The organism is Vibrio sp. Y51_MX_L26, assembly GCF_024181935.1.
Taxonomy (GTDB): domain Bacteria; phylum Pseudomonadota; class Gammaproteobacteria; order Enterobacterales; family Vibrionaceae; genus Vibrio; species Vibrio diabolicus.
Genome location: NZ_JAMZAS010000001.1, coordinates 1,382,646 through 1,408,236, shown reverse-complemented (window position 1 = coordinate 1,408,236; position 25,591 = coordinate 1,382,646). Strand labels below are relative to the sequence as shown.

The 25,591-nt window shown below is 44.5% G+C and carries 26 protein-coding genes, 1 tRNA gene, 2 rRNA genes and 1 pseudogene; 25 read left to right on the top strand and 5 right to left on the bottom strand.

The window, feature by feature from the left end; translation table 11 throughout:
• The 5 genes from NL645_RS06190 to NL645_RS06170 form a co-directional block, all read left to right on the top strand.
• Positions 1–97: ribosomal RNA gene (locus NL645_RS06190) — 23S ribosomal RNA — on the top strand; the annotation flags it as partial.
• 85 nt (positions 98–182) lie between these two features.
• Positions 183–299: ribosomal RNA gene (gene rrf, locus NL645_RS06185) — 5S ribosomal RNA — on the top strand.
• A 101-nt stretch (positions 300–400) separates the two neighbouring features.
• Positions 401–491, top strand: a tRNA-Ser gene (locus NL645_RS06180).
• A gap of 277 nt (positions 492–768) precedes the next feature.
• Positions 769–1,530, top strand: a complete 762-nt coding sequence (locus tag NL645_RS06175) for a cytosolic protein (RefSeq protein WP_253651411.1) — start codon at positions 769–771, stop codon at positions 1,528–1,530.
• Between the two features lie 103 nt (positions 1,531–1,633).
• A complete protein-coding gene (locus tag NL645_RS06170; RefSeq protein ID WP_074189713.1) occupies positions 1,634–2,665 on the top strand; it encodes a cytosolic protein in 1,032 nt (343 codons plus the stop codon).
• Positions 2,666–2,828: 163 nt separating this feature from the next.
• Here the strand turns inward: NL645_RS06170 and NL645_RS06165 are convergent, their stop codons facing one another.
• Both NL645_RS06165 and NL645_RS06160 read right to left on the bottom strand, forming a co-directional pair.
• Positions 2,829–3,185: a YibL family ribosome-associated protein gene (locus NL645_RS06165; protein ID WP_005374274.1), complete on the bottom strand. Its 357-nt coding sequence runs from the start codon at positions 3,183–3,185 to the stop codon at positions 2,829–2,831.
• 85 nt (positions 3,186–3,270) lie between these two features.
• Entirely contained in the window at positions 3,271–4,266 is a 996-nt protein-coding gene (locus NL645_RS06160) for a 2-hydroxyacid dehydrogenase (RefSeq protein ID WP_264302544.1), read from the bottom strand.
• Positions 4,267–4,555: 289 nt separating this feature from the next.
• Between NL645_RS06160 and NL645_RS06155 the strand changes: the two genes are divergently transcribed.
• Positions 4,556–5,038, top strand: a complete 483-nt coding sequence (locus NL645_RS06155) for a murein L,D-transpeptidase family protein (protein ID WP_048624649.1) — start codon at positions 4,556–4,558, stop codon at positions 5,036–5,038.
• Between the two features lie 35 nt (positions 5,039–5,073).
• On the opposite strand, the gene NL645_RS06150 is transcribed toward NL645_RS06155, so the two are convergent.
• Positions 5,074–5,784 (bottom strand): glycerophosphodiester phosphodiesterase family protein, encoded by a 711-nt coding sequence (locus tag NL645_RS06150; protein ID WP_048625142.1) that lies wholly within the window; start codon positions 5,782–5,784, stop codon positions 5,074–5,076.
• 239 nt (positions 5,785–6,023) lie between these two features.
• Here NL645_RS06150 and NL645_RS06145 point away from each other — a divergent pair, with 239 nt between their 5' ends.
• From NL645_RS06145 to NL645_RS06100, 10 genes are all read left to right on the top strand, one after another.
• On the top strand, positions 6,024–6,977 hold the full coding sequence (locus tag NL645_RS06145; RefSeq protein ID WP_005393528.1) for a lactate dehydrogenase: 954 nt from the start codon (positions 6,024–6,026) through the stop codon (positions 6,975–6,977).
• 147 nt (positions 6,978–7,124) lie between these two features.
• A complete protein-coding gene (locus NL645_RS06140; protein ID WP_253651410.1) occupies positions 7,125–7,790 on the top strand; it encodes a response regulator transcription factor in 666 nt (221 codons plus the stop codon).
• Positions 7,790–9,163 carry a sensor histidine kinase gene (locus tag NL645_RS06135; protein WP_253651409.1) on the top strand — a complete coding sequence of 458 codons (1,374 nt, stop codon included), beginning with the start codon at positions 7,790–7,792 and terminating at the stop codon, positions 9,161–9,163. The genes NL645_RS06140 and NL645_RS06135 overlap by 1 nt, the downstream gene beginning before the upstream one ends.
• A 207-nt stretch (positions 9,164–9,370) precedes the next feature.
• A complete protein-coding gene (locus NL645_RS06130; protein ID WP_253651408.1) occupies positions 9,371–11,470 on the top strand; it encodes a TonB-dependent siderophore receptor in 2,100 nt (699 codons plus the stop codon).
• 74 nt (positions 11,471–11,544) lie between these two features.
• Positions 11,545–12,312 (top strand): DUF3450 domain-containing protein, encoded by a 768-nt coding sequence (locus tag NL645_RS06125; RefSeq protein ID WP_053807981.1) that lies wholly within the window; start codon positions 11,545–11,547, stop codon positions 12,310–12,312.
• Positions 12,313–13,680 (top strand): MotA/TolQ/ExbB proton channel family protein, encoded by a 1,368-nt coding sequence (locus NL645_RS06120; protein ID WP_048624654.1) that lies wholly within the window; start codon positions 12,313–12,315, stop codon positions 13,678–13,680.
• Positions 13,680–14,234 (top strand): MotA/TolQ/ExbB proton channel family protein, encoded by a 555-nt coding sequence (locus NL645_RS06115; RefSeq protein ID WP_006741219.1) that lies wholly within the window; start codon positions 13,680–13,682, stop codon positions 14,232–14,234. The genes NL645_RS06120 and NL645_RS06115 overlap by 1 nt, the downstream gene beginning before the upstream one ends.
• A complete protein-coding gene (locus NL645_RS06110; RefSeq protein ID WP_005374257.1) occupies positions 14,231–14,635 on the top strand; it encodes a biopolymer transporter ExbD in 405 nt (134 codons plus the stop codon). Before NL645_RS06115 ends, NL645_RS06110 begins: the two co-directional genes overlap by 4 nt.
• Positions 14,635–15,255 (top strand): energy transducer TonB, encoded by a 621-nt coding sequence (locus NL645_RS06105; protein WP_253651407.1) that lies wholly within the window; start codon positions 14,635–14,637, stop codon positions 15,253–15,255. Before NL645_RS06110 ends, NL645_RS06105 begins: the two co-directional genes overlap by 1 nt.
• Complete coding sequence (locus NL645_RS06100) at positions 15,252–16,424, top strand: hypothetical protein (protein WP_046873906.1); 1,173 nt, start codon at positions 15,252–15,254, stop codon at positions 16,422–16,424. The genes NL645_RS06105 and NL645_RS06100 overlap by 4 nt, the downstream gene beginning before the upstream one ends.
• Before the next feature lie 66 nt (positions 16,425–16,490).
• On the opposite strand, the gene NL645_RS06095 is transcribed toward NL645_RS06100, so the two are convergent.
• Positions 16,491–16,979: a hypothetical protein gene (locus tag NL645_RS06095; protein WP_065645578.1), complete on the bottom strand. Its 489-nt coding sequence runs from the start codon at positions 16,977–16,979 to the stop codon at positions 16,491–16,493.
• Positions 16,980–17,358: 379 nt separating this feature from the next.
• Here NL645_RS06095 and NL645_RS06090 point away from each other — a divergent pair, with 379 nt between their 5' ends.
• The 9 genes and pseudogenes from NL645_RS06090 (at position 17,359) to NL645_RS06050 (ending at position 23,057) form a co-directional block, all read left to right on the top strand.
• Positions 17,359–17,988: a PepSY-associated TM helix domain-containing protein gene (locus NL645_RS06090; RefSeq protein ID WP_046873933.1), complete on the top strand. Its 630-nt coding sequence runs from the start codon at positions 17,359–17,361 to the stop codon at positions 17,986–17,988.
• Positions 17,989–18,009: 21 nt separating this feature from the next.
• Positions 18,010–18,549 carry a DUF2271 domain-containing protein gene (locus tag NL645_RS06085; protein ID WP_006741224.1) on the top strand — a complete coding sequence of 180 codons (540 nt, stop codon included), beginning with the start codon at positions 18,010–18,012 and terminating at the stop codon, positions 18,547–18,549.
• Positions 18,550–18,564: 15 nt separating this feature from the next.
• Positions 18,565–19,395 (top strand): DUF4198 domain-containing protein, encoded by an 831-nt coding sequence (locus NL645_RS06080; protein ID WP_253651406.1) that lies wholly within the window; start codon positions 18,565–18,567, stop codon positions 19,393–19,395.
• A gap of 42 nt (positions 19,396–19,437) precedes the next feature.
• Positions 19,438–19,758: a hypothetical protein gene (locus NL645_RS06075; RefSeq protein ID WP_046873904.1), complete on the top strand. Its 321-nt coding sequence runs from the start codon at positions 19,438–19,440 to the stop codon at positions 19,756–19,758.
• Positions 19,755–20,309, top strand: a complete 555-nt coding sequence (locus NL645_RS06070) for a DUF6162 family protein (protein WP_047007956.1) — start codon at positions 19,755–19,757, stop codon at positions 20,307–20,309. Before NL645_RS06075 ends, NL645_RS06070 begins: the two co-directional genes overlap by 4 nt.
• A gap of 22 nt (positions 20,310–20,331) precedes the next feature.
• A complete protein-coding gene (locus tag NL645_RS06065; protein WP_006741228.1) occupies positions 20,332–21,258 on the top strand; it encodes a zinc ABC transporter substrate-binding protein in 927 nt (308 codons plus the stop codon).
• Positions 21,258–21,986 carry a metal ABC transporter ATP-binding protein gene (locus NL645_RS06060; protein WP_053807975.1) on the top strand — a complete coding sequence of 243 codons (729 nt, stop codon included), beginning with the start codon at positions 21,258–21,260 and terminating at the stop codon, positions 21,984–21,986. The genes NL645_RS06065 and NL645_RS06060 overlap by 1 nt, the downstream gene beginning before the upstream one ends.
• Positions 21,986–22,171 (top strand): annotated as a pseudogene (locus tag NL645_RS06055) (metal ABC transporter permease); the annotation flags it as partial. The gene NL645_RS06060 and the pseudogene NL645_RS06055, both read left to right, overlap by 1 nt.
• Positions 22,161–23,057, top strand: a complete 897-nt coding sequence (locus NL645_RS06050) for a porin (RefSeq protein WP_253651405.1) — start codon at positions 22,161–22,163, stop codon at positions 23,055–23,057. The pseudogene NL645_RS06055 and the gene NL645_RS06050, both read left to right, overlap by 11 nt.
• 215 nt (positions 23,058–23,272) lie before the next feature.
• On the opposite strand, the gene NL645_RS06045 is transcribed toward NL645_RS06050, so the two are convergent.
• Positions 23,273–25,438 carry a S9 family peptidase gene (locus NL645_RS06045; RefSeq protein WP_253651404.1) on the bottom strand — a complete coding sequence of 722 codons (2,166 nt, stop codon included), beginning with the start codon at positions 25,436–25,438 and terminating at the stop codon, positions 23,273–23,275.
• Between the last annotated feature and the right edge of the window lie 153 nt (positions 25,439–25,591).

The following is a 25,591-nucleotide window of genomic DNA, read 5'->3' as shown; positions in this document are numbered from 1 at the left end:
AAAGGGTTGTCGTAGACTACGACGTTGATAGGCAGGGTGTGTAAGCGTTGTGAGGCGTTGAGCTAACCTGTACTAATTGCCCGTGAGGCTTAACCATACAACACCCAAGGGGTTTTGATGGGCTCAATGAAAGAACATTGAATGTGTAAGAACGAAAACAGCTTTCCGAATTAAAGAATTTGCTTGGCGACCATAGCGTTTTGGACCCACCTGACTTCCATGCCGAACTCAGAAGTGAAACGAAATAGCGCCGATGGTAGTGTGGGGCTTCCCCATGTGAGAGTAGGACATCGCCAGGCTTTAAACATCGCTTTCAAGTTTTCTTTTTAATTAAGATAACTGAAGGCAAAACTAAAAATTAGCATCGATAGTATAAGACTAAGTTTTAGTGACAATTTGTGGAGAGATGGCTGAGTGGTTGAAAGCACCGGTCTTGAAAACCGGCATACGTTAATAGCGTATCTAGGGTTCAAATCCCTATCTCTCCGCCACCTTTAAAAAACCGCTGTTCTTACAGCGGTTTTTTTGTATCTGCTGTTTTTTAACAGCTGTTATCGAAAACTTCTAATTGGCTTTTCTCCGGCCCTTTCTCTAAGTTCTTTAGCGTACTCACTTTGGGTGTAGTTTACGCAGTAATATCTTCAATCGAAGACATTTCCATAGGTCATTTGGGCTTTAAGTAGAGCTTTGTTAAGTCTCAACGTGGGATGCTTAAAAGCATTTTGATAGAGTTTCAGTCTAAATACTGCTGATGTACTTGGAGAAAAAATGAAGCTACTTTACTGGTTAGATGAATGGCAAGCGCTTACTCAAAAAGAGCAAAATGCTGCTTTACCTATCTCTGGCTACGATTTACTTGATGATGTATTTGTGAAGTATGAACTCGTCGATCTTAACAAGCCATTGTTGTTCACATTTTCTCCTTCCGGCACTGATGTGCAGGTACAAGATTTAACTCCGAATTTTTCTCCTTGGGGCTACGAGCTCGGAATACAACAAAAAGTAAACATTATTGCCTTTCAACATTTAGGACAAAGTAATTGGTTCCGTAGTCGGAATTTGATTTTCTTTCTGGAGCAGCTGTCTGAGTTGCTTCATCCCTTCCAATGTCGTTTGGGTTATGGGCAAAGTCGAGGTGGCTTTGCAATTGGCGCGTTCGCTAACTTGCTGAAATTAGAACATCTTTTGTTGTTTTATCCTGTGAGCACAAAAAATAAAGCTTTAGTGCCTTGGGATGATCGGCCCAGCACTGAGCTTGCTCAGCAGTTTGCTTGGGAAAGCGGCTACCATGATCGAGATTTGGGCAATGCCAAAGGTTATATTATTTATGACCCATCCAATCGTATTGATCGTCTTCATGCTGAACGTTACCCAGAGCTAACTCATTTAAAAGTCGTCGGTATGGGGCACGGCACTCAATCCACACAATTAGATAAATTAGAATTTTTTAATCTGGTGGCGAAGGAGTTTGTTCGTCATCAAACCATAGATATTGACCAATTTAATAAGCAAATTCACGCTTTGTTTTAAAAGAGGACTGATATCAGAGTCCCCTGTAACCAGGGGGAGATGATCACACACTAAAAACTAGATTTTTAACACAATTGCTAGGCGCAATTTAGATGGAGGATTAATGAAGTTACTGTACTGGTTGGATGAATGGCTGGCTCTTTCTCGTGAAGAACAGCAAACCAGGCTACCGATGTCCGGGGAGGACTTACTTGATGATGTGTTTGTTAAGTATGAGTTTGTCGACCGAAATAAACCGCTGTTGTTCACCTTTTCCCCTGCTGGTACGAATCTACAAGTACAGGACTTACACTCAGACTTTGCGCCTTGGGGCTATCGATTAGCCCAGAAACAAAAAGTAAATATTATTTCTTTTCAGCACCTTGGGAAAAGTAACTGGTTTCGCAGCCGTAATTTGATTTTCTTTCTAGAGCAGTTATCGACATTACTTGAGCCTTTTGAATGCCGTTTAGGTTATGGCCTTAGCCGCGGTGGTTTTGCTATTGGCGCTTTTTCCAATCTATTAAAGTTGGATCAAGTATTGATGTTTCACCCGGTCAGTACAAAAAACAAAGTGCTAGTGCCATGGGATGACAGGCCAAGTACTGAACTTGCCCAACAATTTGATTGGGAAGGAAAGTACCACGACCTCGACCTTGGAGATGCAAAAGGTTACATCATTTATGATCCAACCAATGAAATCGATCGTCTTCACGCCAAACGCTACCCAGAGCTCACTCACTTGAGAGTCTTCGGTATGGGACATGGTACACACGCGACGTATTTGAATAAATTCGGTTTTTATAAGCAAGTGGCTGTAGACTTTATACGTTATCAGAAGATAGATATAGCGCAGTTTCGTCATCAGACTAAAACGCTGCGATTAAAAGAAGATTACTATCAGTGTCTTAACAAGGCGAATGCGAGTTCACAACATCGTTTGAGCCTACTGAGTACCGCTCATAATGTGCTAATTGAAGAAAAGAAAGAACATGTGAAGGAGCATCAAGCGCAAATCGATATTCAGCCACTTGTTGATATTGCGATGAAGCATGAGCATGACAATCCGCAAGATGCAGTACAACTTTTGGAAGTGGCTCAGCAGTTAGTTCCGAATGACCCCGTTGTGGAGCACAAGTTGCAGCAACTGTCGTAGCGTTGAGATGTAATGCAGACGGTATTGGTTGAAAATAGGTCCGTGGCTTTTGTCGCTGGCCTTTTTAGGAGCTTATGGGTTGATATTTCGATGACATTTAATGAAGCAGTACAAAATAAAAAGCCCAAGCAAATGCTTAGGCTCAACGAGTATTAATATGAGTTTAAAACTCTTTTGGCGCAAAGCCTGTCATGACATCGAGGCGAAGCTCTTTACCAACTTTTGTTAGTGGGTGAACGATTACTAAGCCGCGTACGCGTTTTTTCAGTTTGCCGATGTCCGCTTGTTCTGCTTTGGTGATTTCACGAGAGAATGGCATATCAAGTAAGCTTTTACGTTCTTTGTTCAGCTCATAGTTTTGCTTATGCTTTAACTGGTTAAGCTTTTTGGTTAGCTGTTCTACTTCATCCGTGAACTTTGTAATCATTTCGTGATCACCACGAGAACGTGCCGCATCAAGTTTACGTTGGCATGTATCTAAACGGTTGTGCAGCTTTTGAATATCAGTTTTTATGCTCATGGTAATTTGGCTCAAATTTTAAATAGTCGAGAAGTATAGCATAGCTGAGATCACACGCTCTACTATACTTCTCGATAGTCTGGCTTTAGTTAATCAGTTCATTGCCCGATACGTTACCAGAGAAAAAGGCTTCGACGTTATCGAGCGTAACTGAGGCAATATTATTAAGTGCTTCGTGAGTCAAGAATGCTTGGTGGCCAGTAAACAGCACGTTATGACAAGCCGATAAGCGACGGAAAACATCGTCTACGATGACATCGTTAGATTTATCTTGGAAGAACAAGTCTTTTTCATTGTCATACACGTCTAGACCAAGCGCTCCAATCTTACCTTGTTTCAAGGCTTCTATCGCCGCTAGTGAATCCAGCAACTCGCCTCGACTAGTGTTAATGATCATCACACCATCTTTCATTTGCGCGAAGGCTTTTTCGTTCAATAGGTGATAGTTTTCTTCACTCATTGGACAATGGAGAGAGATAATATCCGCATTAGCGTAGATTTCTTCAAGCGAACAGTAACGCGCTCCCATTTCTAGTGCTAATGGATTTTCGTAAGGGTCATAGCAAAGCAGCTCCATGCCAAGCCCTTTGAAGATACGCATCGTCGCGATACCAATCTTACCTGTACCAATGACACCAACGGTTTTTCCGTAAAAGTTAAAGCCAACTAGGCCCTCTAGCGAGAAGTTGGCGTCACGTGTGCGTTGGTAGGCTTTGTGGAGGCGACGATTTAGGCACATCATCAAACCGACTGTGTGTTCAGCCACCGCTTCTGGTGAGTAAGCAGGAACTCGAACCACTTGTAAGCCAAGTTCTTTAGCGGCTTGTTGATCCACTTTATCAAAACCCGCGCAGCGCATGGCAATAAGCTTAGTTCCGCCCAGAGAAAGCTGTTTAAGAACGGGAGCTGAAAGGTCATCATTGACGAAAGCACACACGACATCGCAACCATGTGCCATTTTGGCGGTTTTTTCGGTTAGCCGGAAGTCGTGATAGTGGAATTGAAAATCTCGGTTATTTTTAATTTTATTAAAAGAGGCCTCGTCGTAGGATTTTGCACTAAAAAAAGCAATATTAATCATGGTTCCCTCTCAAAAAGTGCGGATTTTATAAATAAATATACTTATAAAGTAATGCAACTTAGGCGGAATGAATAGAGAAATCTTCTCTTTAACTTTTGCCATATCAAACAACGATAACGATCACGCCTTTCAATGAGTATTATCTTACGATTCTGCACTTGTGCGTTCATTCCATTAGCTCCTGGGGTAATACAGGGTCTACCCTAGATACTGTTTGCTTTACGGGCGCTAACTGACTAGCATAATCGCTCTTTTCTTGTTCACTTTAGTTAGGTTAGGCGTTCCGGCAATGTCAGTGAAATGGTGCTCTATGTTCTTGTGTTGTGTGTTGGCTTCTGGCGTCCATGCAGCTGTAGATTTTGTTAAAGTCGACAAGTCAAAGCGTCGAATGTATTTAATGGAACAAGGCACAATACTAAAAGAATACCGCATTGCTTTAGGAGCGAACCCTAAAGGGCATAAACAAGAAGAGGGAGACAATCGTACACCTGAGGGCGAATACACCTTAGATTACGTCATAGAAGACTCGGCTTTTTATCGTTCTGTGCATATTAGCTACCCTGATGCGATTGATACGTTGGAAGCGAAGCGCCGAGGTGTGTCCCCAGGAGGGAACATCAAAATTCATGGTTTAAAAAACGGTGAGAGTCAGTTGCCGATTTATATCCAAAGCTTTGATTGGACCAATGGGTGTATTGCGATTACCAATGAAGAGATGGATGAATTTATCCAGCTTGTAGAGATGGGGACACCAATTCAGATTGAGTGGTAACGAAATGGTGCCTCTGAAGCTCAAGGTGGTATGTGCTATGGCATAAAGCGTTGTGGATGATCACTGAATATACCGTCTAACTGAGGTAGGTACTTCAGTTTGTTTGGATTGTTCACTGTATAACACATCACTTTGTAACCCGCCTGCTGGAGTTTGTTTATTTGGCGCGAGCGAACCCAGTTAATGTTTAGGTTGCAGCTATAGGCGTTAACTTCTTCCAAAAGGCGTTTATCTTTTCTCGTTAAGAATTCACTCAATACACCTAATCGATACTCATTGCAGTATTTATGCAGCGCTCTAATGACATCATGACTAAAACTGGAGAGTAGTACCTTCTCTTGCGGCATGGGACTTTTTGCTAGTACGTTGGCGAGAGCTTGTGCCACTTCTTCTGCTGGGTGGCGATCTACCTTAACTTCAATATTCAAGTTAAGCTTGTGCTCAGTAGCTAAAGTGAGCAGCTCATCTAATGTCATGATTTTCTCACCTGAAAAATCTGCGCTGAACCAGCTACCAAAATCCAACGCCTTTAACTCTTCCAGAGTCAGTTCATCGACACGCCCTTGTCCATTACTGCATCGATTTATGGTGTGATCATGGCAAACCACTAAAACATTATCTTTGGTCGGTTGTACATCAACTTCAACCCAATTTAATCCGAGGTCAATGGCGGCCTGAACGCTCACTTTTGTATTTTCTGGGTATGAGCCAGCAACACCACGATGACCAATTACTAATGTTTCCATGTTCTTCATCTTCTGCTTTGTGTTGAGCAGATTGTACTCGTTTTTTGCTTTGAAGATATACCTCAAGGTGCATGTTGTCAGAACGTCTTAATAAAAGCCAAATCGCCCATTCGTCAAGGTAGGTCGTTGGAAGCACTCCTGTCGAATCATGAACCAAAGTTGGACTTTTATTCTCCTGCCGCTCATTTTTAAAGAGCAAGGTAGTTGCGAATGCATCATGGTTATCGGGAGAGAGAAATATGAAGATCGGTGTTATTGGTGCAGGTGCTGTTGGTGTGGGAGTATGTAATTACTTACTCACTCTGGGTGGTTTTAGCGAGCTTGTTCTACTTGATAAAAATTTAGAACGTGCCGAGGGTGAAGTGTTTGATTTTCGTCACACGATGGCACTGACTTTTTCAAAAAACACACGCATTATGCCGTCGGATGATTACTTAGATTTACTCGAAGCCTCTCTTGTTGTTATCACCGCTGGTACGCAGATTAAACAAGGACAAACTCGTTTGGATATTGCTGAGGTTAATGCTCAAATTGGAGTTGATATTGCGCGTCAAATAGAACGTGTAGCGCCAAATGCGGTGTTGATTGTTGTGTCAAACCCATGCGATATCGTGGCGCACTTTATTGTCACCAACACCGGTTTTGAGCCGAGTAAAGTTATTAGCAGTGGCTGTGTAGTTGATACCGCTCGTTTAATGAGTATTGTTGCTGGCCGTGTAGACCTAGACCCGAAGAACGTGTTTGGTTATGTATTAGGAGAGCATGGTAGCCATTGCTTTACTCCTAAGAGCTTAATTTCTATCGCTGGGCAACCGGCCGACTATTACTGCGATACCCATAACATTGAGAGAATTGATCCGCACGCACTTCTTGAGGCGGTGAAACAGGCGGGATACGAAATCTTTCGGCGTAAGCAGAACACCGTTCATGGCATTGCCGCCAGTGTCTTTCGAATCATTCAAGCCGTGACGATTAACGAACGATCGGTGTTGCCCGTCGGTACGATGATGTCGGGGCAATATGGTTTGCATGATGTTGTTCTCAGCCTACCTACGGTTATTGGAAAAAACGGAGCAAATTCAGTTCTGATGCATCCCTTCACTGAAGAGGAGCTTGTCACATTAAAAACGATTAGCGCCCACTTAAAACACATCGTCGAAAATGTCGCTAAGGAGACGAAGCTAAAGCCCTGATCTACCCTCATTATCAGGTGATAGTTAGCTTAGCACTCCGGTCTACTGCTATAGAGCTATTTGTACTAAAGCCCTAGGGTGTGTAGTTGTTTAATTTGTAAATGAGTAATAGAATGCGAACCATTTTTATTTGAATGGTGAGTGGTAATGTCTCGAGTTTTGATAGTGGATGATGACGTTCCTTTGTGTGAGCTATTAGAAGCAGTTTTGCAAGAGGAGGGCTATATTGCCTCTTCTGTACATTGCGGTGAAAGTGCTTTGCAATATATGGAAAAAACGCCGGTAGATCTTGTACTGCTTGATGTCATGTTACCAAACCTTAACGGCATGCAAGTTGCCCGTAGAATCTGTCAACGCTTCGCGACACCTATTCTAATGCTTACTGCTCTTAATGATGAAAACTCGATGCTTGATGGCTACCAAGCGGGAGCCGATCAGTACATAGGAAAGCCTTTTAATGTTGCTGAGCTTCTGATGCGCATCAAAGCGATTCTTCGTCGTGTTGGTTTAGAGCGCCAACGTCAGGCGATGTGCAGTACCGTTCAAACGATCAGTGCTCAGCTCAATAGCTTACCACTCACAAGCACGGAAGCCGAATTACTGAGCTATTTAGTCAAAAACCAAGGTGTGGTGATTTCAAAAGCGGAACTCCAAACCGAAGTATTAAAGAAAGAGCTAAGCCCTTTTGACCGCAACCTTGATATGCACATCAGTAATATACGTCGCAAGCTAGTAGAAGCAGGGCTCTCTAAGCAACATATCAAAACCTTCCGTGGCAAAGGTTACAGCTACCTAGAGTCTGTAAACAATTAATGAAGCTCACGTGCCCACTTTTTATCGCGAAACGTAAAGATAGCTTAGCGTTTAAGTTGTTTAGTTATATGACTGCAATTGTGATAAGTATTTTGGTCGTACAAGCAATGGCTGAGCAAGCTCTCGTGAAAGCCATGCTAAAAGTGCCGGACAGTGTGCGAGAAGAAATGCTCGATCTTGCACATCAAGCCAATGTGCTGATTGAGCACGGAGATATGGACGAACTTGCGGATTGGGCGAACGCGCAAAACTTTTATCTGTTTGTGCTGAATGAGCACCAGCAACCCGTCACTCACCGTTTAATGCATCCACACTTCGAGTTCAAACTTCAATTTAAAAGAAGTATTGATGATCAACTTGAGGGAAAGGTAAATCGCCCGATTATCAATATCCCTTTGGTTAGAGATAATAGCTTGGTGATTCAACTGCCACATCGACTGCATCCCGCACATGACTTCATTTTATATTTCTCTATTCTCAAAGTGGTGATTGCGGTAGTTATTTTGGCGTTGTTCTCATTGCTAATGGCACGCAACTTACAACAGCCGCTTGATCGCTTAAGAGAAGCAAGCAAAAAGCTATCTAACGGAGACTTTAATGTCAGTGTGGTGAAAGAGTTAAAATCGAATACGCGCGAGTTTAACGAGCTGGCGCAAGACTTCGACCACATGACACAGCAAATTCATTCTCTTGCCGAAAAGCAGCGATTGCTTATAAGAGATGTCTCCCACGAGCTCCGAACGCCGTTAGCAAGACAGAATTTAGTTCTACACCTTTTACGGAAGCGAGTTGGGGAGAACGAGCAAAGCTTGGTGACCAGGCTAGAAGACGAAGCTAAAGAGCTAAACCATTTGATAAGCGATATCTTGGAGTTCAGTCGCTTGGAAAATGCGCGTTTCGACAAAGGTGCGAAGCGCCGTGATTTAGAGGTATTGCTCGCACCGCAAGTAGAGCGGTGCAAAATCGATTTAAAACCAGAACAAACATTGTCATTCCGTTCAGAAGCAACATGCGCCAAAGCTTTTTGCGAAGAAACGCTCATCATTCGTTGTTTGAATAACCTTGTTGGAAATGCCATCAAATATTCAGGGCAAGCATCTCAGATAGAAGTTTCTCTGGCTAATCATGTCAAAGATGGGCAGCAATTGATTTCCATGTCTGTATCCGACGATGGGCCTGGTATTCCAGAGAACAAGTTGGTCGATATTTTTGACCCATTTACTCGCTTAGATGCATCAAGAGATAAGAAGCTTGGCGGCTACGGCTTAGGTCTCGCGATTGTCAAAGAATCCATGCGCATTATGGGTGGATCCGTTACGGCGAAAAATCGTGAACAAGGAGGTCTGAGTGTTACTTTGGTGTTCAAGCAGTAAGTATGGTTAAGTCTTATTAACCGTGATGTTGATCACGTTATTGTGGCTCGTCATCAGAGAGTACTTTACAAAAGTTTGCAAATGCAAAGAATGTAAATTTAATGCAAATGGTAATACTTATCACTTATATTCACCCGCGAAATAATTAAGAGGGAATCGCATTCAACAAGCATGTGACCCGAAAAATAATAATCGGAGTGAAAGGATATGTTTACTAAGAGCCATTTGGCGCTAGTGATCGGTGCGGTGTTAGCAACACCTGCAGTGGCGGACGTTCAAACAGACGAACATGTAGTTGTAGAAGGTCGAGAGTTCGGCTACAAGGCGGATACAAACAGTACAGCAATGCGCATGGAAATGACGCAGCTGGAAACGCCAGGACAAGTAGCGGTTATCGATGAAACGGTAATTGATGAGCAGCGTGCAAGTACACTTGGTGAAGTGCTACGTAACGATGCAAGTGTTAGCGCGGGTGGTACAAGCCGTAACCGCGAACGTTTCTCTCTACGTGGTTTTGAGCTTAGCAGTTCAGACGGTTTTCTTCGTGATGGCCGTCAACACTGGTCACACTACCGTCAGCCAATTGAGCTTTTAGAGCGTGTTGAAGTGCTTAAAGGTCCATCAGGCCTGCTATACGGTAAATCTGAGCCGGGTGGCTTAGTAAACATGGTTTCGAAAAAACCAACAACTCAAACACAAGCTAGTTTGAGTCAAGATCTAGGTTCGAATGATCACTCACGTACTGTGCTTGATGTGAGTGGCGCGCTAAATGATGCAGAGACACTGCGCGCGCGCGCAATTTTTGCCAAAGAAAGCTACGGCTCTTGGCGCAGCTACGGCGATGGTACCGAGCCAGAAACGGATCGTACGGTTGCGGGCCTAGTGGTTGAGTACGACATCACCGACAACTTTATGGTGTCAGCGCATTACGATCGCACGAAAGACGATGGTAGCGTGGATTCTGGTGCTTACATTGTGGATGGTAAAGCGGTTCGCGGTGACAAGCACATCTGGGATGCCCAGTGGTCAAAGATTGACAACGAAGTAGAAAACTACGGTATCGATATTAATGCTCAAGTGACTGACAATGTAAACGTAAAAGCGGGTTACAACCGCCAAGACTTTAAGCGTTTTGATGTGGAGTCTTACCCTAAGTTTGACAATTATGACAAAGACGGTGTGATTCGACACAAAGGGAATGATCGCTCCGATAATTGGGTATTTGATACTGCATATATAGATGTGACGACGGACTTTACTTTGTTCGGTACAGAAAACACGTTGTTAGTGGGCGCTAACTACTTAGATTACAGTTATGATCGCTTTATGGCATTTCATAATGAGGCGAGTATTGCGCCAGGAGAAACGGTGCCTAAGCCTGGCTATCGTAGTTCGAAGAAATCACCAACAACTGAGTACGATACTTGGGGTATCTACGCGCAAAACATGATGACCATTAACGAGTCTTGGCAAGTACTTGCAGGGGTTCGTTATGATGAAAAGCGTGATGATGACCTGACAGAGAATCAAGTTTCTCCTAAGTTTGGTGTGATTTTCCACCCAGCGACAAATGGCTCGGTTTACGTTCAGTACTCTGAAAGCTTTATGCCGCAAGGTGAAGTCAGCAGTGGTCGTGGCAAAACTTACGTGAACGATGGCGAGAAGCTAGACGCAGAGCGTGGTATTTCTTACGAGATCGGAACTAAGTGGGAACTGTTTGATCAGCGCTTATTTGTATCCGGTGCAGTGTTTGATATCACATTAGAGAACATCTCGCTGGATGTTGAAAGCGGCAAAGACGCGGGCGGTAATCTCCTACACAAGAAAACGCAAGGTGGTGAGCAAGTTCACAAAGGTGCTGAGTTAATGGCTCAAGGTTTTGTGACCCCAGAGTTGTCGCTAACCGCTTCTGCAATGTATTTGGATGCAGAGTTGACGAAAGCGGATAAAAAATTCGAGGGTAACCGCCCTGTAGATGTGCCAGAGTTCTCGGCAAGTCTATGGTCTAGCTACAAGGTTCAGGACAATACGAACCTAAACCTCGGTTTGATTTATGAAGGTGATCGCTACGGTGATGCAAAGAACACCTTCAAGAAAGATGGCTACGCTCGCGTTGATATGGGCGTGTCATACAAACATAAGTACGATGAAAACTTGGATATCATTGCTCGATTCAATGTCGAGAACTTATTCGATACCGACTACTTCGCAGGTGGCGGTAGCACGAATAGCGAGCAAAAAGGTGCGAGTGGGGTTGTGGTTGGAGAAAACCGCAACTACATGGCAACAATCCAGTTCAAGTACTGATAACAATTTGATTATTAAAGGGGAAGGGTAGTCTTCCCCTTTGGTCGTTTTTGGAACACAGAAATATAACTCGTATGAATCTAATGAAATCAAGTATCGCTCTGTTGATATCATCGGTTTTGATTCCCGCTCACGCGGCGAACTTAAACGATGCACAAGCTGTGCAGAGTAAAACAAACCAGTCGTCGGCGGTAAGCCAAAAACGTATTGATGCAAGCGCAGAAAAATCACTTACTCTAGAAGCTGAAATTGAGCAGCTGCAAGAGGAAGTCGGTAACTTGAAGATTTATCGCGATCATCTTGCAAGCCTTGTTGAGAGCCAAAATCAAGAAGTTGATAGCTTGAACGAGCAAATTGAGCAGATTGCTCAAACTCGTCAAGGTGTCGTGCCTTTGATGTATCACATGCTTGAGGGCTTAAAAGTGCTCGTCGCTAACGACAAGCCTATACGCAAAGCGCAACGTGAGGAGCGAATTGCAAAGCTGGATTCCATGATGACGCGTGCAGACGTTGCGGATGCAGAGAAGTTTCGTCGTATTTTAGAAGCGTACCAAATTGAAATGGATTACGGCACCAAGCTTGGCGTTTACCAAGGCAAGATTAACCTGGGTGACAATGAAGCTGTGGAGGCGGACATTCTCTATTTAGGGCGTTTGTCTTTGGTAGCACGTAGCTTATCTGGTGAGACATTCTGGAGCTGGTCACAGCAACAACAAGCATGGCAACAAGTGGGTTCTGAGCAAAAATCAGAGCTAGATAAAGCGTTCGCTATGGCGAATAAACAGATCGCGCCGAGTATGTTAACTCTGCCAGTGTCGTTAACCGCTGCGGAGGGCAAATAAATGATGAAAAAATGGTTATCGGTTGCATTAATCTCGACAGCCGCATTAATGCCTCATACAACTTTTGCTAGTGATGCGTTGTTACAAAAGGCGCAGCAAGAAAATCGTCAACAGCAATCGCACAATGTCGCGCGCGAATCAGGTTTTAAGAAAACAGAGCAAGAGCTACAGGCTATAAAGAATAAATTGGCCGCAGAGCGAGCGGCTCTTCAAGAAGAAGCGGACTCATTAAGTGTTACTTTCGGTGAAAACGAAGCGGAACTGGCGCAGCTAGAAGAAAAGCTACGTCTAGAAACCGGGAGCTTAGGTGAGCTATTTGGCGTCGTTCGCCAGAACGCAAAAGAGCTAGAGTCAGAGCTCAAGAGCTCAGTAACGGGTGTTGATGCAAACTCATATCAGAAAGATATCGATGCAATTGTTGCAGCTAAATCACTGCCAACGTTGACCCAACTTCAGGCGATGTGGCGCAGCATGGAAGAACAAATCAAAGCAAGTGGTGAGATGGCAAACGTCTCTTTCACACTGCTAAATGGCGAAGGTCGTGAACAAACGGTTAATGGTGTTCGTCTTGGTTCTATGGCGCTGCTGGATGACACTGGCTACGTTAAGTGGAATGGTCAACGCGGAGATGCGGTAAACTATCTTCGTCAGCCTGAAAGCGGTCCAACAGCGAATACTATTTCCTCTGGTGACATTGATGCGCTTGTCATTGACCCGTCACGCGGCATTCTTCTTGAGCAGCTCGCAAACTCACCGACTTTGGCTGATCGCCTAAATGCAGGCGGCGTTGTCGGTAAAATCATCCTTGGTTTATTAGCTATCGGCCTATTGATTGCTCTCGTTCGTGGTGCATCTCTGATGATTTCGCGCCAGAAAATCATGAAGCAACTGAAAACTCCAGCACAGCCAGGAGACAACCCTTTGGGTCGTGTGCTTGCGGTGTATCAGAAAGATAAGCATCGCAGCGTAGAAGCGTTAGAGCTACGTCTTTTGGAAGCCGTTGTTGATGAGCAAACCCACCTAGAAAAAGGGTTGTCGATGCTGAAGCTTCTTGCTGCGCTGGCCCCTATGCTTGGTCTACTGGGCACGGTAACGGGTATGATCGAAACCTTCCAAGTCATCACTCAATTTGGTAATGGTGATCCGAAAGTAATGGCGGGTGGTATTTCGATGGCGCTTGTAACTACTGTACTTGGCCTTGTTTCAGCCATGCCATTGTTATTGGCGCACAATGTATTGAGCTCTCAAGCAGAAAATATTCGCAGTATCTTAGAAAAGCAAGGTATCGGTTTAGTTGCAGAACAAGCTGAGCGTGATATGCCGAGCAACAAAAGTCACTCTAACACCTTAGCGGAGAACGCAGCGTAATGGAGCAGATCCTACTCAACACATTGGGTTTGATCAGTGAGGATTGGGCCACAACCTTGATGAGCTTTATGCAGCAAGGTGGTCAAATCCTATGGTGGCTGGCTGCCGTCGTGGCGGTGTGTTGGCTGTTGGTTATGGAGCGAGTTATTTATCTCACAACGGTTTTCCCTGGGGTAAAGAAACAGCTTTGTGAGCAGTGGCAAGCAAGATCAGAGCACCACTCTTGGTACGCGCATCAAATCCGTGAAGGATGGATTGCAAAAGCGCAAATCGAACTGCGCCAAAACCTATCGACTATTAAACTACTTGTGGCGGTTTGCCCAATGTTAGGGTTGTTAGGGACGGTGACGGGCATGATTACGGTGTTTGACGTAATGGCATCGCAAGGCAGCAGCAATCCGAAATTGATGGCTTCTGGTATCTCACTTGCTACGCTGCCAACCATGGCGGGTATGGTAGCAGCGCTGGCGGGCATGTTTATTCATGCTCGCCTTAGCAAAGTGTGTGAACGAAAAGCTATCCAGTTAGAACAATCTTTAAGGAGTCAAAAGTGAGACTCGGACGCAGACCTAACCAACAAGATGAAGCTCAAGTCGATTTAACGTCGATGCTTGATATCGTCTTCATCATGTTGATCTTCTTCATTGTGACCAGTTCGTTTGTACGTGAATCCGGTGTAGAAGTGAACCGCCCTCAGGCTTCTAATGTGGTAAGCCAAAAAGATGCGGGCATTTTTATCGCGGTAACGGCAGCAAATGACGTGTACATCGACAAACGAGTGGTTGATATTGAGCGTGTTGAGGCCTCTATTGAGCACTTGTTACTTGATCAGCCTGATGCTTCGTTAGTTATCCAAGCTGACGAGCATGCTTACAATGGCACTGTCGTGAAAGTGATGGACGCTGCAAAAGCGGCGGGCGTGAAAAACATCGCATTGGCGGCGGAGAAACCTTAATGGGCAGGCTGTTACTTGCACTACCAGCATCATTGTTAATTTCTGTGAGCCTGTTTAGCTTTATGGCGTGGATGGTTGATAAAGGCAACCAGCGTGCGCCAGAAGCTTCGGAAGCGGTTCGTTTTGATATGGTGATGGTAGAGAATGAAGCAGACGTGCAGCGTCGTCAACGTTCAGTGCCGGAGCAACCAGAACCACCCCAAGCGCCGGAGCCAATGGATCTGTCTCAAGCTGACAACCAAATGGAGCCAATGAGCCAGATGACGCCAGTCAGTGCTTTAGGTTTGAACACTGCCCTTGAAGGTATCGCGATCAGTGCGCCAAACTTGAAGGGAACAATGGGCAACCAACAAGCACTGCCGTTGTATCGTGTTGATCCTCGCTATCCTAGTAAGGCGCTGAAACGTAGAGTTGAAGGCTATGTCATTATGCGTTTCACGATCGATGCAACAGGACGACCAAAAGATATTGAAGTGATCGAGGCTGAGCCACAGCGTATGTTCGAGAGGGAAGCAATCCGTGCGCTTAAAAAATGGAAGTATCAGCCAAAAGTTGAGGATGGTGTGTCAATTGAGCAGTATGGACAAACCGCTAAAGTGGAGTTCAAGTTAGCCAAATGATGAAAAAATTCTTAATCGGTACGGTATTAAGCCTGAGTGCACTTTCAACCATTGCCAGTGAGTTAAGCCAATACACTGCCGCGAGAGTTCAACGAGCACACAACTTGGCTCAAGAGGAGAAACTAAAAGAAGCGATTTCATCTCTTGAAGCTATGGAGCTTTCTCGTGGATATGACCAAGCTTATGTCGCTCGAATGTTGGGTATTTTTTACTGGCAGAATGAACAAACTCAAGCAGCAATTAAGCAACTTGAGTTGGCAGTCAATAGTGGTTTGCTACAAGATGAGCAAGCATGGCAAACCCGAAAAATGTTGGCAGATATACTGCTGAACGAGCAACGCTTTTCTAAGGCGTTACCTCATTACTATGCCTTGAGCAAAAACATTCCTAAAGGTCAAAAAGCGCATGAGCTATGGCTGCGTATTTCCCAATCTCATTATCAACTGAGTCAGTGGCAGAAAGTGCTTTCAGCAATGGCTCGTTATGAGAAGTTTGGTCAGCCAGACAAGCTTGGCGCATTGTCGATAAAGCTTTCTGCTGAGCTAGAACTGAAAAAGTGGAAGCCGGCAATCTCGACCATCAAACGCTTGATCGCGATTGAACCTGAGCGAATTGAATGGTGGCGTCAGCTTGTTGCTCTTTACCTGCGTGTTGATGACAACAAACGTGCTCTGGACTCTTTGGCCTTGGCAAAACTGAAAGGGTTACAACTTAGCCAAGATGACTTAAAGCTTCTGGCACAATTGTACGCGAAACGAGGTATTCCTGAGAGAGCTGCGTTGGTGATGAACGAGCTAGAGGATGTAAACTCGAATAGTAAACTGAAAGCTCAGCAAGCGACGTATTGGCAAATGGCAAAAGAGTGGGAAGAGTCTATCGATAGTTGGCGTGTTGCTGCTCAGTTAGACCGACAGTATTACTGGAACTACTCTCAATTATTGGTGCAAGAAGGCCACTATAAAGATGCCCTTGCCGCGCTCGATAAGGTCAGCGGTCGTAAAGCGGATGTCGCACTTATCAAAACTCGCGCTTACTACAAGCTTAAGCGGTTTGACGATGCACTTGCTAATGCCAAAAGAGCGGATGAGATAAAACCGTCGAATCAGGCAAAAAGTTGGGTTAAGTATCTATCTCAGCTACGCAAAGTAGAATCGACGCAAAACTCATAGCGAACATTTTTATTAAATACCCGAGCTCAGTCTCGGGTATTTTTTGTCTAAAGTCATAAAGGCTATTTACTGTATGAGCTTTTCATAAAAAGCTAATGCATCAAATGGTCGGGAGAAAAAAGGGCTTTTCTCTATATATTCTTGATGTACCTTGCTCAGTGTTTCAAACTTTTCTCTCGATGTAGGTTCGATATGAAAAGTAAGGCTTTCAGTCGATTCTACAAGCTTTAATGTTGAGGTTCTTGAAGCGTTATTTTTTGCTATTAATAGATAATATGCTAGCTCTTGCTTCTCTTTTAATACACAAGCCTCAAAAGCTTTCTCGCTTAAAAACGGCAGAACAGGAGTTAATGCTTCTATATGCTTCTTTGAATACTCTAGGGTTTGTTTGTCAGGTGTATTCTGGTCTGCCATAGATTCGCACAGCTTTATCTTAGCACCATAATTATCAATAGATTGGCTTACGTTTTTAAACAAACTGGCTTCAAATTTTTCACTTGCTAAAGTGGCACTTGAGAAAAGTGATAAGAGTATTATTACAACATTCTTGTTCATATTTTTCCTTCTGAACTGCACCATAACGTTTGGCTAGCATCAGAAAATCTTCTCTATCTAACCCAACACTAACTTCTTAGCTTACCTTTTTAATCTAGCTTATCGATAGCTTTTAAGTTTTTCATTAAATATACATAAAGGCGCATTTTGGTGGAGTCTATCCCACTTTTTAGTATTGGAAATATCATTAAATTTAGAGTCATTAAAATTGATAGGGTTATTATCTAGAGGGTAAGCAATCGGTAACTCACATTGGCTCAAATAGTTACAACATGCGCCAGCCAAGCTGAATTGAAAAGGTAAACAATGTAAATTAAATGCCAATACGAATGATTATCACCTAAATTATGCCCCACATTTATTGGTGATGATTGTTTCTATGTTGCTTAAAAGCAAAGGTGTTCAAACTTGGGCTCGCCGCCTACATATCTATATTTCGATGGCTCTTCTCTTAGTTACGCTGTTTTTTGCAATAACTGGAATTACCCTCAATCGCCCCGAATTATTTGAACGCAGTGAACCTATCATTCAACAACATACTCTTACGGTTCCACACTCAGTTCTATTCTCACATTCAGATACCTTTCAACCTAATCGTGAAGGGCTGGTGGCTTTCTTGACTAAAGAAACCGAGCTTCGCGGCACTCCCTCCGCACTAGATGTGTATACCGAAGTTGAGCAAGGTGAGTTGTTACTCGGAGAGCTGTCTATGGATTTTAAAGGCCCAGGTTATAACGCTACGGTCTTTATTGATATGACCACCGGTGCGGCAGAGGTTGAAACGACGCACTACGGTATTGTTGCGCTGCTGAACGATCTACATAAAGGACGCAACAGTGGTGGGATTTGGAAGTGGTTTATCGACGTCACTGCGCTTTTGATGGTGTTTTTTGTTCTAACAGGTGTGTGCTTATTACTGCCTAAGAAGAAGACGCTTAGAACGTCAATGCAATGGATGAGCTTTGGTACGTTACTGTCGCTCGTGATTTATTTTGTTGCTGTTCCATAACAGCTTTTTTAGAGAACACTTATGTTGAACACAGGAAGATTTTTCCGCCGTAATCACTTTTGTAAAGCCGCTTTGATCGCGGCTTTTGCTCCTTTCTCTCTTTCTGCGGCTCCTCTACCAGATAACGCGAAGATCGATTTCGAATTCGAACTTCCAAAGATAGACACTTCAATGTACGCACGCCCTTATGTGGCGGTTTGGGTTGAAAACGACCAGCGTAAACCGGTTAAAACCATTCAGCTATGGGTAGGAAAAGACGAATGGCTAAAAGACCTGCGCAGCTGGTGGAGAAAAGCGGGTCGTTATGATCGTGAACTTGTTGATGCGGTGACGTCTGCAACGCGCCCTGCTGGACAGTACCGTTTTGTCTGGGACGGAACCAATGATGCAGGAAAGCGTTTGGAGCAAGGAAATTACACGTTGTACGTCGAAGTTGTTCGTGAACATGGTGGGCGAAACTACTTACGTCAAAAAATAACGCTAGCGGACAGTGAAGTGCGCTATGAGCTTAAACCAACTCAAGAGACGGGTGTCATCACCGTCAATTATCAAGTTAAGTGATTAAAGGACACAACAATGAAAACCAAAATGAAAGCAGTGGCATTGGCGAGTGTAATGGCAATGGGATTGGCTGCAACAACCACCGCACAAGCGCATCCACGTTGGGTTCTGCCTTCTCACTTTACGGTTTCAAAAGAAGGAGGTGACTGGCTGACATTTGATGTTACTGCTTCTCACGGGACGTTTGTTTTTGATAAGCCTGCGGGTAGTGACCAAGCGTTCGTGGTGATGCCGGATGGCCGTTCTGAGCGTCCTAACTTTGTTGTTCGTGGTAAACGTCGTTCTATGTTTGATTTCTTTTTTACGGGAGAAGGCACGCACAAAGTCGCGATCAATAATCAGCCGAGCTACTACACCCAATACAAAGCGGGTCGTCGTGATACGGTGAAATGGGCGCGAGCAAACAAAGCTGAGCGTCATGATGTTCTTCCAGAACAGGCGCGTGATGTGGTTACTCAACTAAGCTACACCCGAGCAGAAAGCTACATTACGGTTGGTATGCCAACGGACAAAGCGTTGGAGATTGAAGGCAAAATGCTGGAGATGAAGCCGGTCACGCATCCATCGGACATCATTGAAGGTGAACCAGTCACTTTCCAGTTTTTCTTCAATGGTGAGCCACAAGAGGGCGTCACAGCGGAGATTACACGAGAAGGCACCATGTACCGAAATCATCAAGAACAAATCGATGTGGTGAGTGATAAAGATGGCAAAGTGATCTTCACGCCAGAGGTCGCAGGGCGCTACTTAATGAAAGCGAACTACAAAGGTGAATTAAAAGATAATCCATTGGCGGATAAAGCGAGTGCCAATGTTCACCTTACGTTTGAAACTCAACTTAACTAATCGAATTAGGCTCAGCAATCGCTGGGCCATTTTGGAATCATCATGAATAACACTTCTCTTCTAAAAGCTGCTTTGCTTTTTTCTGGATTTGCTTCTTTTCACGCTGCTGCACACTTCCCTCTGATGAGTTGTCACTTGGCGCAAGATAAAGTGATTTGTGAAGCGGGCTACTCGGATGGATCGACAGCGGTCGACTACGATGTCGAAATGTACGATTACGACGACAATCTGATCGCCAAAGAAAAAACAGATAAGCGTTCCATCGCAGAATTTACTCACCCTGAAACAGATTTCTATTTGGTATTTGATGCCGGACATGAAAGCCCGGTGGAAGTGGATATCGTTGAGCTGAAAGAGAAATGAGTGTACAGAAAGTTCGTCCCGATGATGGTAACCGAGAAGGAAAGTGGGTCGCACTGACTATCGCAGCGATTCTCGGTTTTGCAGCCATACTTATGCCCCATCATCAGGTTGCGACTGAAAAGTCAGACATACAGGCTCATCAAGTTTTAATCACGGACTTACATCAAAACGAGTTGGGTTTGATCGCTGAACTTAAGCTTGCTCATGAAGAGATTCGTGATTTGCAGCTAGAAACTGGAACTTGGCCTGAGGTCTCTGACATGGAGGCGCTTTGGATTGCTCCATTCGTAAAAGACCAAAATTGGAAGCGCAAAGGGTCTCATCAGTGGAAACGAATCGATGACGGAGTCTACATTGGCATGAAGAAAAATGCCCAAGGTTCTGCCTCTATGCTTCTGGATAGCCGTGGCTCTCAAGCTGATATTTGGTTTAGTGATTCTAGCCGATCGTTAAATGCGGAGGTACTAAGCGATCTAGCAAAACGCCGCCAGCATGGCTGGCAACAAATCGTTCTGTCAGATTCCTCTTCTTCCCATTCTCACGCTCATTAAGACAACATAATTGATAAGTACTATGATCAAACGCTCTCTTTTACGTCGTATTCTTACAGCCACCGTGTTATTGACGGTGTCTTCTACTGGCTTTGCTGCCGATAAACTCAGTATTGGTATTACGCTTCAACCTTATTACAGCTATGTCAAAGCTGTTGTTGATGACAAGGCGAACATCATTCCTCTGGTCGATGCTGGTTTTAACCCTCATAACTATTTGCCGCAACCCAATGATCTTAAGCGTTTGAATGAAATGGATGCGATAGTGATCAATGGTATTGGTCATGACGATTTTGCACTGAAAGTGATCAAAGCCTCTCAGCGTGATGATCTCGTGGTTATCGAAGCGAACAAAGAAGTGCCTCTGTTACCGGCGATGGGGCAGTCAGTTGGTCAAGGTGCAGTGAACCCTCACACCTTTGTTGGTCTATCGACCACTATTCAAAAGGTTTACACCATCGCGAGTGAGCTAAGTAAACTGGACCCAGACAACGCTACTTTTTATCGCCAAAATGCTCGTAAATATGCGAAAACTTTCCGCCTGATGAAGCGTGATGCAATGTTGTCTCTTGGTGAGTTGGACACGGCTGGTATGAAGGTGGCGACAACCCACAATGCTTACGGCTATATCCTTCAGGAGTTTGGTGTTGACGTTGCCGCTGTCATTGAGCCTGCTCATGGTGTTGAACCAAGTGCCAGTCAGTTGCAGGAAACGATTGAGAAAATTCGTGAATCGGGTATTGATGTGCTGTTTTATGAGCTCAATATGCCGAACCGTTTTGTTGATACCATCGAAGAGGCTACTGGGGTGCAGCTTTATCGCTTTTCTCACATGACTCACGGTGAGTATGAGGCTGATAAAGTCGAGGTTGAGATGCGAGATAACGTGGAAACGCTCATTGAGGCAATGAAGTTTGTTGCGAGCAAGCGAGCAGGGGAAAAGGCGTAATGACTGGACCTTCCGTTTCCTTAAGTAACGTGGGCCTAAAATACGCCGACAATATTATTTTGCAGAACATCAGCGCTGAATTCGAGAGCGCGAAATGCCACGTTATCATGGGGCCGAATGGTGGTGGGAAAACCTCTTTGCTTCGTTCGATACTTGGGCTAACACCATTTTCGGGAAACATTGCACTCAATTGGCCAGAGCAATCAGCTGCCTCGGGGAAGATAGGGTATGTGCCACAAAAAGCGATGTTTGAAGCAAGCCTCCCGTTAACCGTGATGGATTTTGTGCTGCTTAATCAAACCCGTATTCCTCTATTTTGGCGACGTAAAACAAAGCAAACTCAACATGCTCTGGCCCAGCTTGATCGTGTGGGCATGGCAACGCGTTGCGATCGTCGTATGGGGCAACTCTCTGGCGGAGAGCAACAGCGTGTTTTGTTTGCGCAAGCTTTACTGGATGAGCCCAATTTATTGGTTTTAGATGAACCTACAACTGGGATGGACGAGCAAGGTGTTCGGTACCTTGAAGGTTTGATTCATGAAGTCGTTGGAGAAGGCAAAACGGTACTGGCAGTACACCATGACGTGACCGCAGTGCGCCGTTTAGATGCGCAGGTCCATGTCGTAAATCGTCAAATTGTGGCGTCAGGGCACCATTCAGATGTATTAAGTCCCGATCGTATAGAAACATTATTCAAGCACTACACAGCAAAAGTGGAGGCTGCATAATGAATTGGTTACGAGAGTTAGCGGTTAGCGGCGTTGAAGCTGGATGGTTAAGCGATAGCTTTTCTTATGCCTTCATGGTGAACGCAATTGTGGCAGCGCTGATATTAGGACCATTACTTGGTGGCCTTGGTACATTAGTCATCGCCAAGCGACTGGCTTTTTTCTCCGAAGCGGTTGGGCACGCTCGAAGAAGAAGTAAAAGTTCACCAAGTATCTCCACGTATTAACGTTGCGGGTAAGAAAGACATTGGCAATGGTATCACTATCGACGCTAAAGGCGAATGGGCACTTAACTACCTTGACGGTGGTGATCAGTCATTTTCTACGCGTCTAGGTTACATCGGTGCAACTCATGAGCAGTACGGTCGCCTTGTTGCGGGTACTCAATGGTCACCGTACTACGATGTAGCTGGCGTTGCGGATCTACCAATCGCGTTTGCGAACGATTTCTTGTACAGCAACCACGGTAGCCTAGGTTCAGCTCGTGCTGATAAAATGCTTAGCTACCGTAAAGGTTTTGAATTTGGTGAAGGTTTTGCTTTCAACCTTGGTCTAGGTTGGCAGGGTAAGCAAACTAGCGAATACAAAGTAACAGACCAACTTAAGCCTGAAACAGTATTTGAAGATCGTGGTCAAATCGCACTAAGCGGTTCTGTTGCGGGCTTCGGTCTTGGCTACGTATACAGCGGCGGTGATGTTGAGAACTCTTCTATAGGTACTAAGACAGCTGAATCACACTTATTCTCTGTAAACTACGGTCAATACGGTTCAGGCCTTTACGCAGCGGTAGTATACGGTATGAACGAGTACTTCTACCAAATGCGTAAAGACACTTCTCAACTTGAAGCTCTTTTGGCATACGGCGTAAACGATTGGACATTCAGCGTTAACTACGAAGGCGTAGAAGACGAAGAAGACAACAAGACAGTTTCAAGCGAAACTGCGCTACAAGCAGAGTACGCAGTAACTCCTGCTTTCGTAACGTTTGCTGCTTACCAGTTTGACCTAGGTAACGATTACACTAGCGAAGAGAACGACTACTGGACTCTAGGTGCTCGTTACTACTTCTAATAAATAGGCCAGTTTCTACTGCCTAAACACATTTATTGTGTTAACGCCTACTCGTTGTGAGTAGGCGTTTTTCTTTCTGCTATCCTTTGGCTATAAGAGACACTGGTAATGATGTGCTTAGGTAACCCAAGTCTCTGTTTAGATAGCGCGTCTATAAAAAATGCCCGCAAGTTGCGGGCATTTTTGTTGTTAGAGATACAGTTCAATTGAAACGATTATTTTTTATCGAGTAAATCGAGAAAGAACGCATACTCTAGCGCATCTTCTTTTAAGCGTTTAAATCGACCAGATGCGCCGCCGTGTCCGGCTTCCATATCGGTTTTGAACAACAAAACGTTATCGTCAGTCTTCATTTCACGAAGTTTGGCGACCCACTTCATTGGTTCAAAGTACTGCACTTGAGAGTCGTGCAAGCCAGTCGTTACCAACATGTTCGGGTAGTTTTGTGCCTTGATGTTGTCGTAAGGCGAGTAACTCAACATATAGTCATAGTATGTTTTGTTATTTGGGTTACCCCATTCATCATATTCATTGGTGGTCAATGGAATTGATTCATCGAGCATAGTGGTTACCACGTCCACAAACGGAACATGAGCGCCGATACCGCGATACAGTTCTGGTGCTTGGTTGATGACAGCCCCCATTAAGAGACCACCTGCAGAGCCACCAACAGCGAAGACTTTATCTTTCGCGCCATAGCCTTGTTCAACCAAACCTTTAGTCACATCAATAAAGTCGTTGAATGTGTTTTGCTTGGTGAGTTTTTTACCATCTTCATACCAAGGACGGCCAAGCATTTCAGATCCACGGATATGAGCGATGGCGTAAACAAAGCCGCGATCCAATAGACTTAAACGTGCCGAGCGGAAAGTTGGCTCAATGGTTGCTCCATAAGAGCCATAACCATATTGGTAGACTGGATTCGTACCATCCTTCTTAAATAAGTCTTTACGATACACCAAAGAAACGGGTACTTCTTTACCGTCACGGGCTGTGATCATAATGCGTTCTGATTGGTAATTGTCAGGATTAAAATCACCAAGTACAGGTGTTTGCTTCATGATTTCTGACTCGCCCGTTTTTAGATCGAAATCGTAGTAGGTTCCTGGAGTGGTTAAACTGCTGTAATAAATACGAACTTTCTCGTTATCCAGCTCTAGGTTGCCTGTCAAATAGGCAGCAAACGCATCGTCATTAAATGTGAGGGGGAATTCTTTTCCTGTTGAGAGTTGACGTACAGTGACGCTTGCTAAGCCGTTAGAGCGCTGCTCATAGACGAGGTGATCATCGAATAGCTCGAAGTCGACAAGTTGAGTGTTGTCGTCTGCGGCGATCACGTCTTGCCACTTAGAGCGATCGTGCATCTCTTCTTGCTTAACTTTCATCAAACGGAAGTTCACGGCTTGATAGTTGGTATAAATGTAATACCAATCGCCTAGCCTAGAAATGCTGTATTCAATGCCATTTTCACGAGGATAAAAAGGCTTCGCCTTTGCTTTAGGGTTGTTCGCATCGATGATGGAGACGCCGCTGGTTTCTGTACTGGAATGCCAGATATAAATATCTTCGCCATCTTTGCTTTTGCTTAGTGAGGTGTAATAGGCGCTGTCGGTTTCTTCAAAAATCAACTCATCGCTGCTTTGTGGCGTGCCTAAAACATGACGATACACTTGGTAGCCCAGCAAGGTCTGTGGATCTTTTTTGATGTAGTAAAAGGCGTTGTTATCGTTCTGCCATGCAATCGCGCTTGAGGCGCCTTCGATTTCATCTTGTAGGTAATTGCCTGTCTTCAGGTCTTTGATCTTAAGAGTGTAAACGCGGCGGCTTAATGTATCTTCGCCATACGCTAGTAAGTTTTCATTCGGACTAACGTACAAGCCGCCAATGCTGAAGAACTCATGTTCTTTTGCAAGTTCATTGACATCTAAAATGACTTGCTTGTCTTTGCCTGCAAAGTCTTTCGCTCGAAGATGAACTTCGTATTCGTTATCTCCGGTCACTTCACTTGAGTAGAAGTAGTTGCCTTTACGCACAGGAACGGAGTTGTCGTCTTTTGCTATACGACCTTTAATTTCTTCAAATAGCTCATTTTGAAGAGCTTCAGTGTGCTTGAGAACGGTTTCCGCATACTGATTTTCTTGCTCTAGGTGCTGCAAAATTTCCGGATCTTTACGCTCGTCGTCACGCATCCAGTAGTAGTTATCAACGCGAGTATCACCATGAGTAGTCATCGCGTGAGGGACTTTCTTCGCAACCGGAGCTTGAGTTTGTTGAGCAACGATCTGTGATTGGGAGTATTGAGTCATGCTGGGAGTTCCTTGATTGCTGCATCCGGCGACAAGCGCGACCGAGACGGCCAACGTAGTTAAAGTGAAACGCATCTGTTTTTATCCTTATTGTACACCCAAGTGGCCTCATCCTGAGGGCTGGGCTTTCATTTCGTTAGTGGTTTTCAGTTGTCCATTCTTTGTTATGGGGTGTGCCGAAAAAGTGAGAATTCTCAATATTTCCGAGTTGGCTACTCAATTTGAAGG

What these genes read in the sequence shown, in the direction of transcription:
- NL645_RS06175 (WP_253651411.1), top strand. Translation starts at nt 769, where the DNA reads ATGAAGCTACTTTACTGGTTAGATGAATGGCAAGCGCTTACTCAAAAA.
- NL645_RS06170 (WP_074189713.1), top strand. Translation starts at nt 1,634, where the DNA reads ATGAAGTTACTGTACTGGTTGGATGAATGGCTGGCTCTTTCTCGTGAA.
- NL645_RS06165 (WP_005374274.1), bottom strand. Translation starts at nt 3,185, where the DNA reads ATGAGCATAAAAACTGATATTCAAAAGCTGCACAACCGTTTAGATACA.
- NL645_RS06160 (WP_264302544.1), bottom strand. Translation starts at nt 4,266, where the DNA reads ATGATTAATATTGCTTTTTTTAGTGCAAAATCCTACGACGAGGCCTCT.
- NL645_RS06155 (WP_048624649.1), top strand. Translation starts at nt 4,556, where the DNA reads ATGTCAGTGAAATGGTGCTCTATGTTCTTGTGTTGTGTGTTGGCTTCT.
- NL645_RS06150 (WP_048625142.1), bottom strand. Translation starts at nt 5,784, where the DNA reads ATGGAAACATTAGTAATTGGTCATCGTGGTGTTGCTGGCTCATACCCA.
- NL645_RS06145 (WP_005393528.1), top strand. Translation starts at nt 6,024, where the DNA reads ATGAAGATCGGTGTTATTGGTGCAGGTGCTGTTGGTGTGGGAGTATGT.
- NL645_RS06140 (WP_253651410.1), top strand. Translation starts at nt 7,125, where the DNA reads ATGTCTCGAGTTTTGATAGTGGATGATGACGTTCCTTTGTGTGAGCTA.
- NL645_RS06135 (WP_253651409.1), top strand. Translation starts at nt 7,790, where the DNA reads ATGAAGCTCACGTGCCCACTTTTTATCGCGAAACGTAAAGATAGCTTA.
- NL645_RS06130 (WP_253651408.1), top strand. Translation starts at nt 9,371, where the DNA reads ATGTTTACTAAGAGCCATTTGGCGCTAGTGATCGGTGCGGTGTTAGCA.
- NL645_RS06125 (WP_053807981.1), top strand. Translation starts at nt 11,545, where the DNA reads ATGAATCTAATGAAATCAAGTATCGCTCTGTTGATATCATCGGTTTTG.
- NL645_RS06120 (WP_048624654.1), top strand. Translation starts at nt 12,313, where the DNA reads ATGATGAAAAAATGGTTATCGGTTGCATTAATCTCGACAGCCGCATTA.
- NL645_RS06115 (WP_006741219.1), top strand. Translation starts at nt 13,680, where the DNA reads ATGGAGCAGATCCTACTCAACACATTGGGTTTGATCAGTGAGGATTGG.
- NL645_RS06105 (WP_253651407.1), top strand. Translation starts at nt 14,635, where the DNA reads ATGGGCAGGCTGTTACTTGCACTACCAGCATCATTGTTAATTTCTGTG.
- NL645_RS06100 (WP_046873906.1), top strand. Translation starts at nt 15,252, where the DNA reads ATGATGAAAAAATTCTTAATCGGTACGGTATTAAGCCTGAGTGCACTT.
- NL645_RS06095 (WP_065645578.1), bottom strand. Translation starts at nt 16,979, where the DNA reads ATGAACAAGAATGTTGTAATAATACTCTTATCACTTTTCTCAAGTGCC.
- NL645_RS06090 (WP_046873933.1), top strand. Translation starts at nt 17,359, where the DNA reads ATGTTGCTTAAAAGCAAAGGTGTTCAAACTTGGGCTCGCCGCCTACAT.
- NL645_RS06085 (WP_006741224.1), top strand. Translation starts at nt 18,010, where the DNA reads ATGTTGAACACAGGAAGATTTTTCCGCCGTAATCACTTTTGTAAAGCC.
- NL645_RS06080 (WP_253651406.1), top strand. Translation starts at nt 18,565, where the DNA reads ATGAAAACCAAAATGAAAGCAGTGGCATTGGCGAGTGTAATGGCAATG.
- NL645_RS06075 (WP_046873904.1), top strand. Translation starts at nt 19,438, where the DNA reads ATGAATAACACTTCTCTTCTAAAAGCTGCTTTGCTTTTTTCTGGATTT.
- NL645_RS06070 (WP_047007956.1), top strand. Translation starts at nt 19,755, where the DNA reads ATGAGTGTACAGAAAGTTCGTCCCGATGATGGTAACCGAGAAGGAAAG.
- NL645_RS06065 (WP_006741228.1), top strand. Translation starts at nt 20,332, where the DNA reads ATGATCAAACGCTCTCTTTTACGTCGTATTCTTACAGCCACCGTGTTA.
- NL645_RS06060 (WP_053807975.1), top strand. Translation starts at nt 21,258, where the DNA reads ATGACTGGACCTTCCGTTTCCTTAAGTAACGTGGGCCTAAAATACGCC.
- NL645_RS06045 (WP_253651404.1), bottom strand. Translation starts at nt 25,438, where the DNA reads ATGCGTTTCACTTTAACTACGTTGGCCGTCTCGGTCGCGCTTGTCGCC.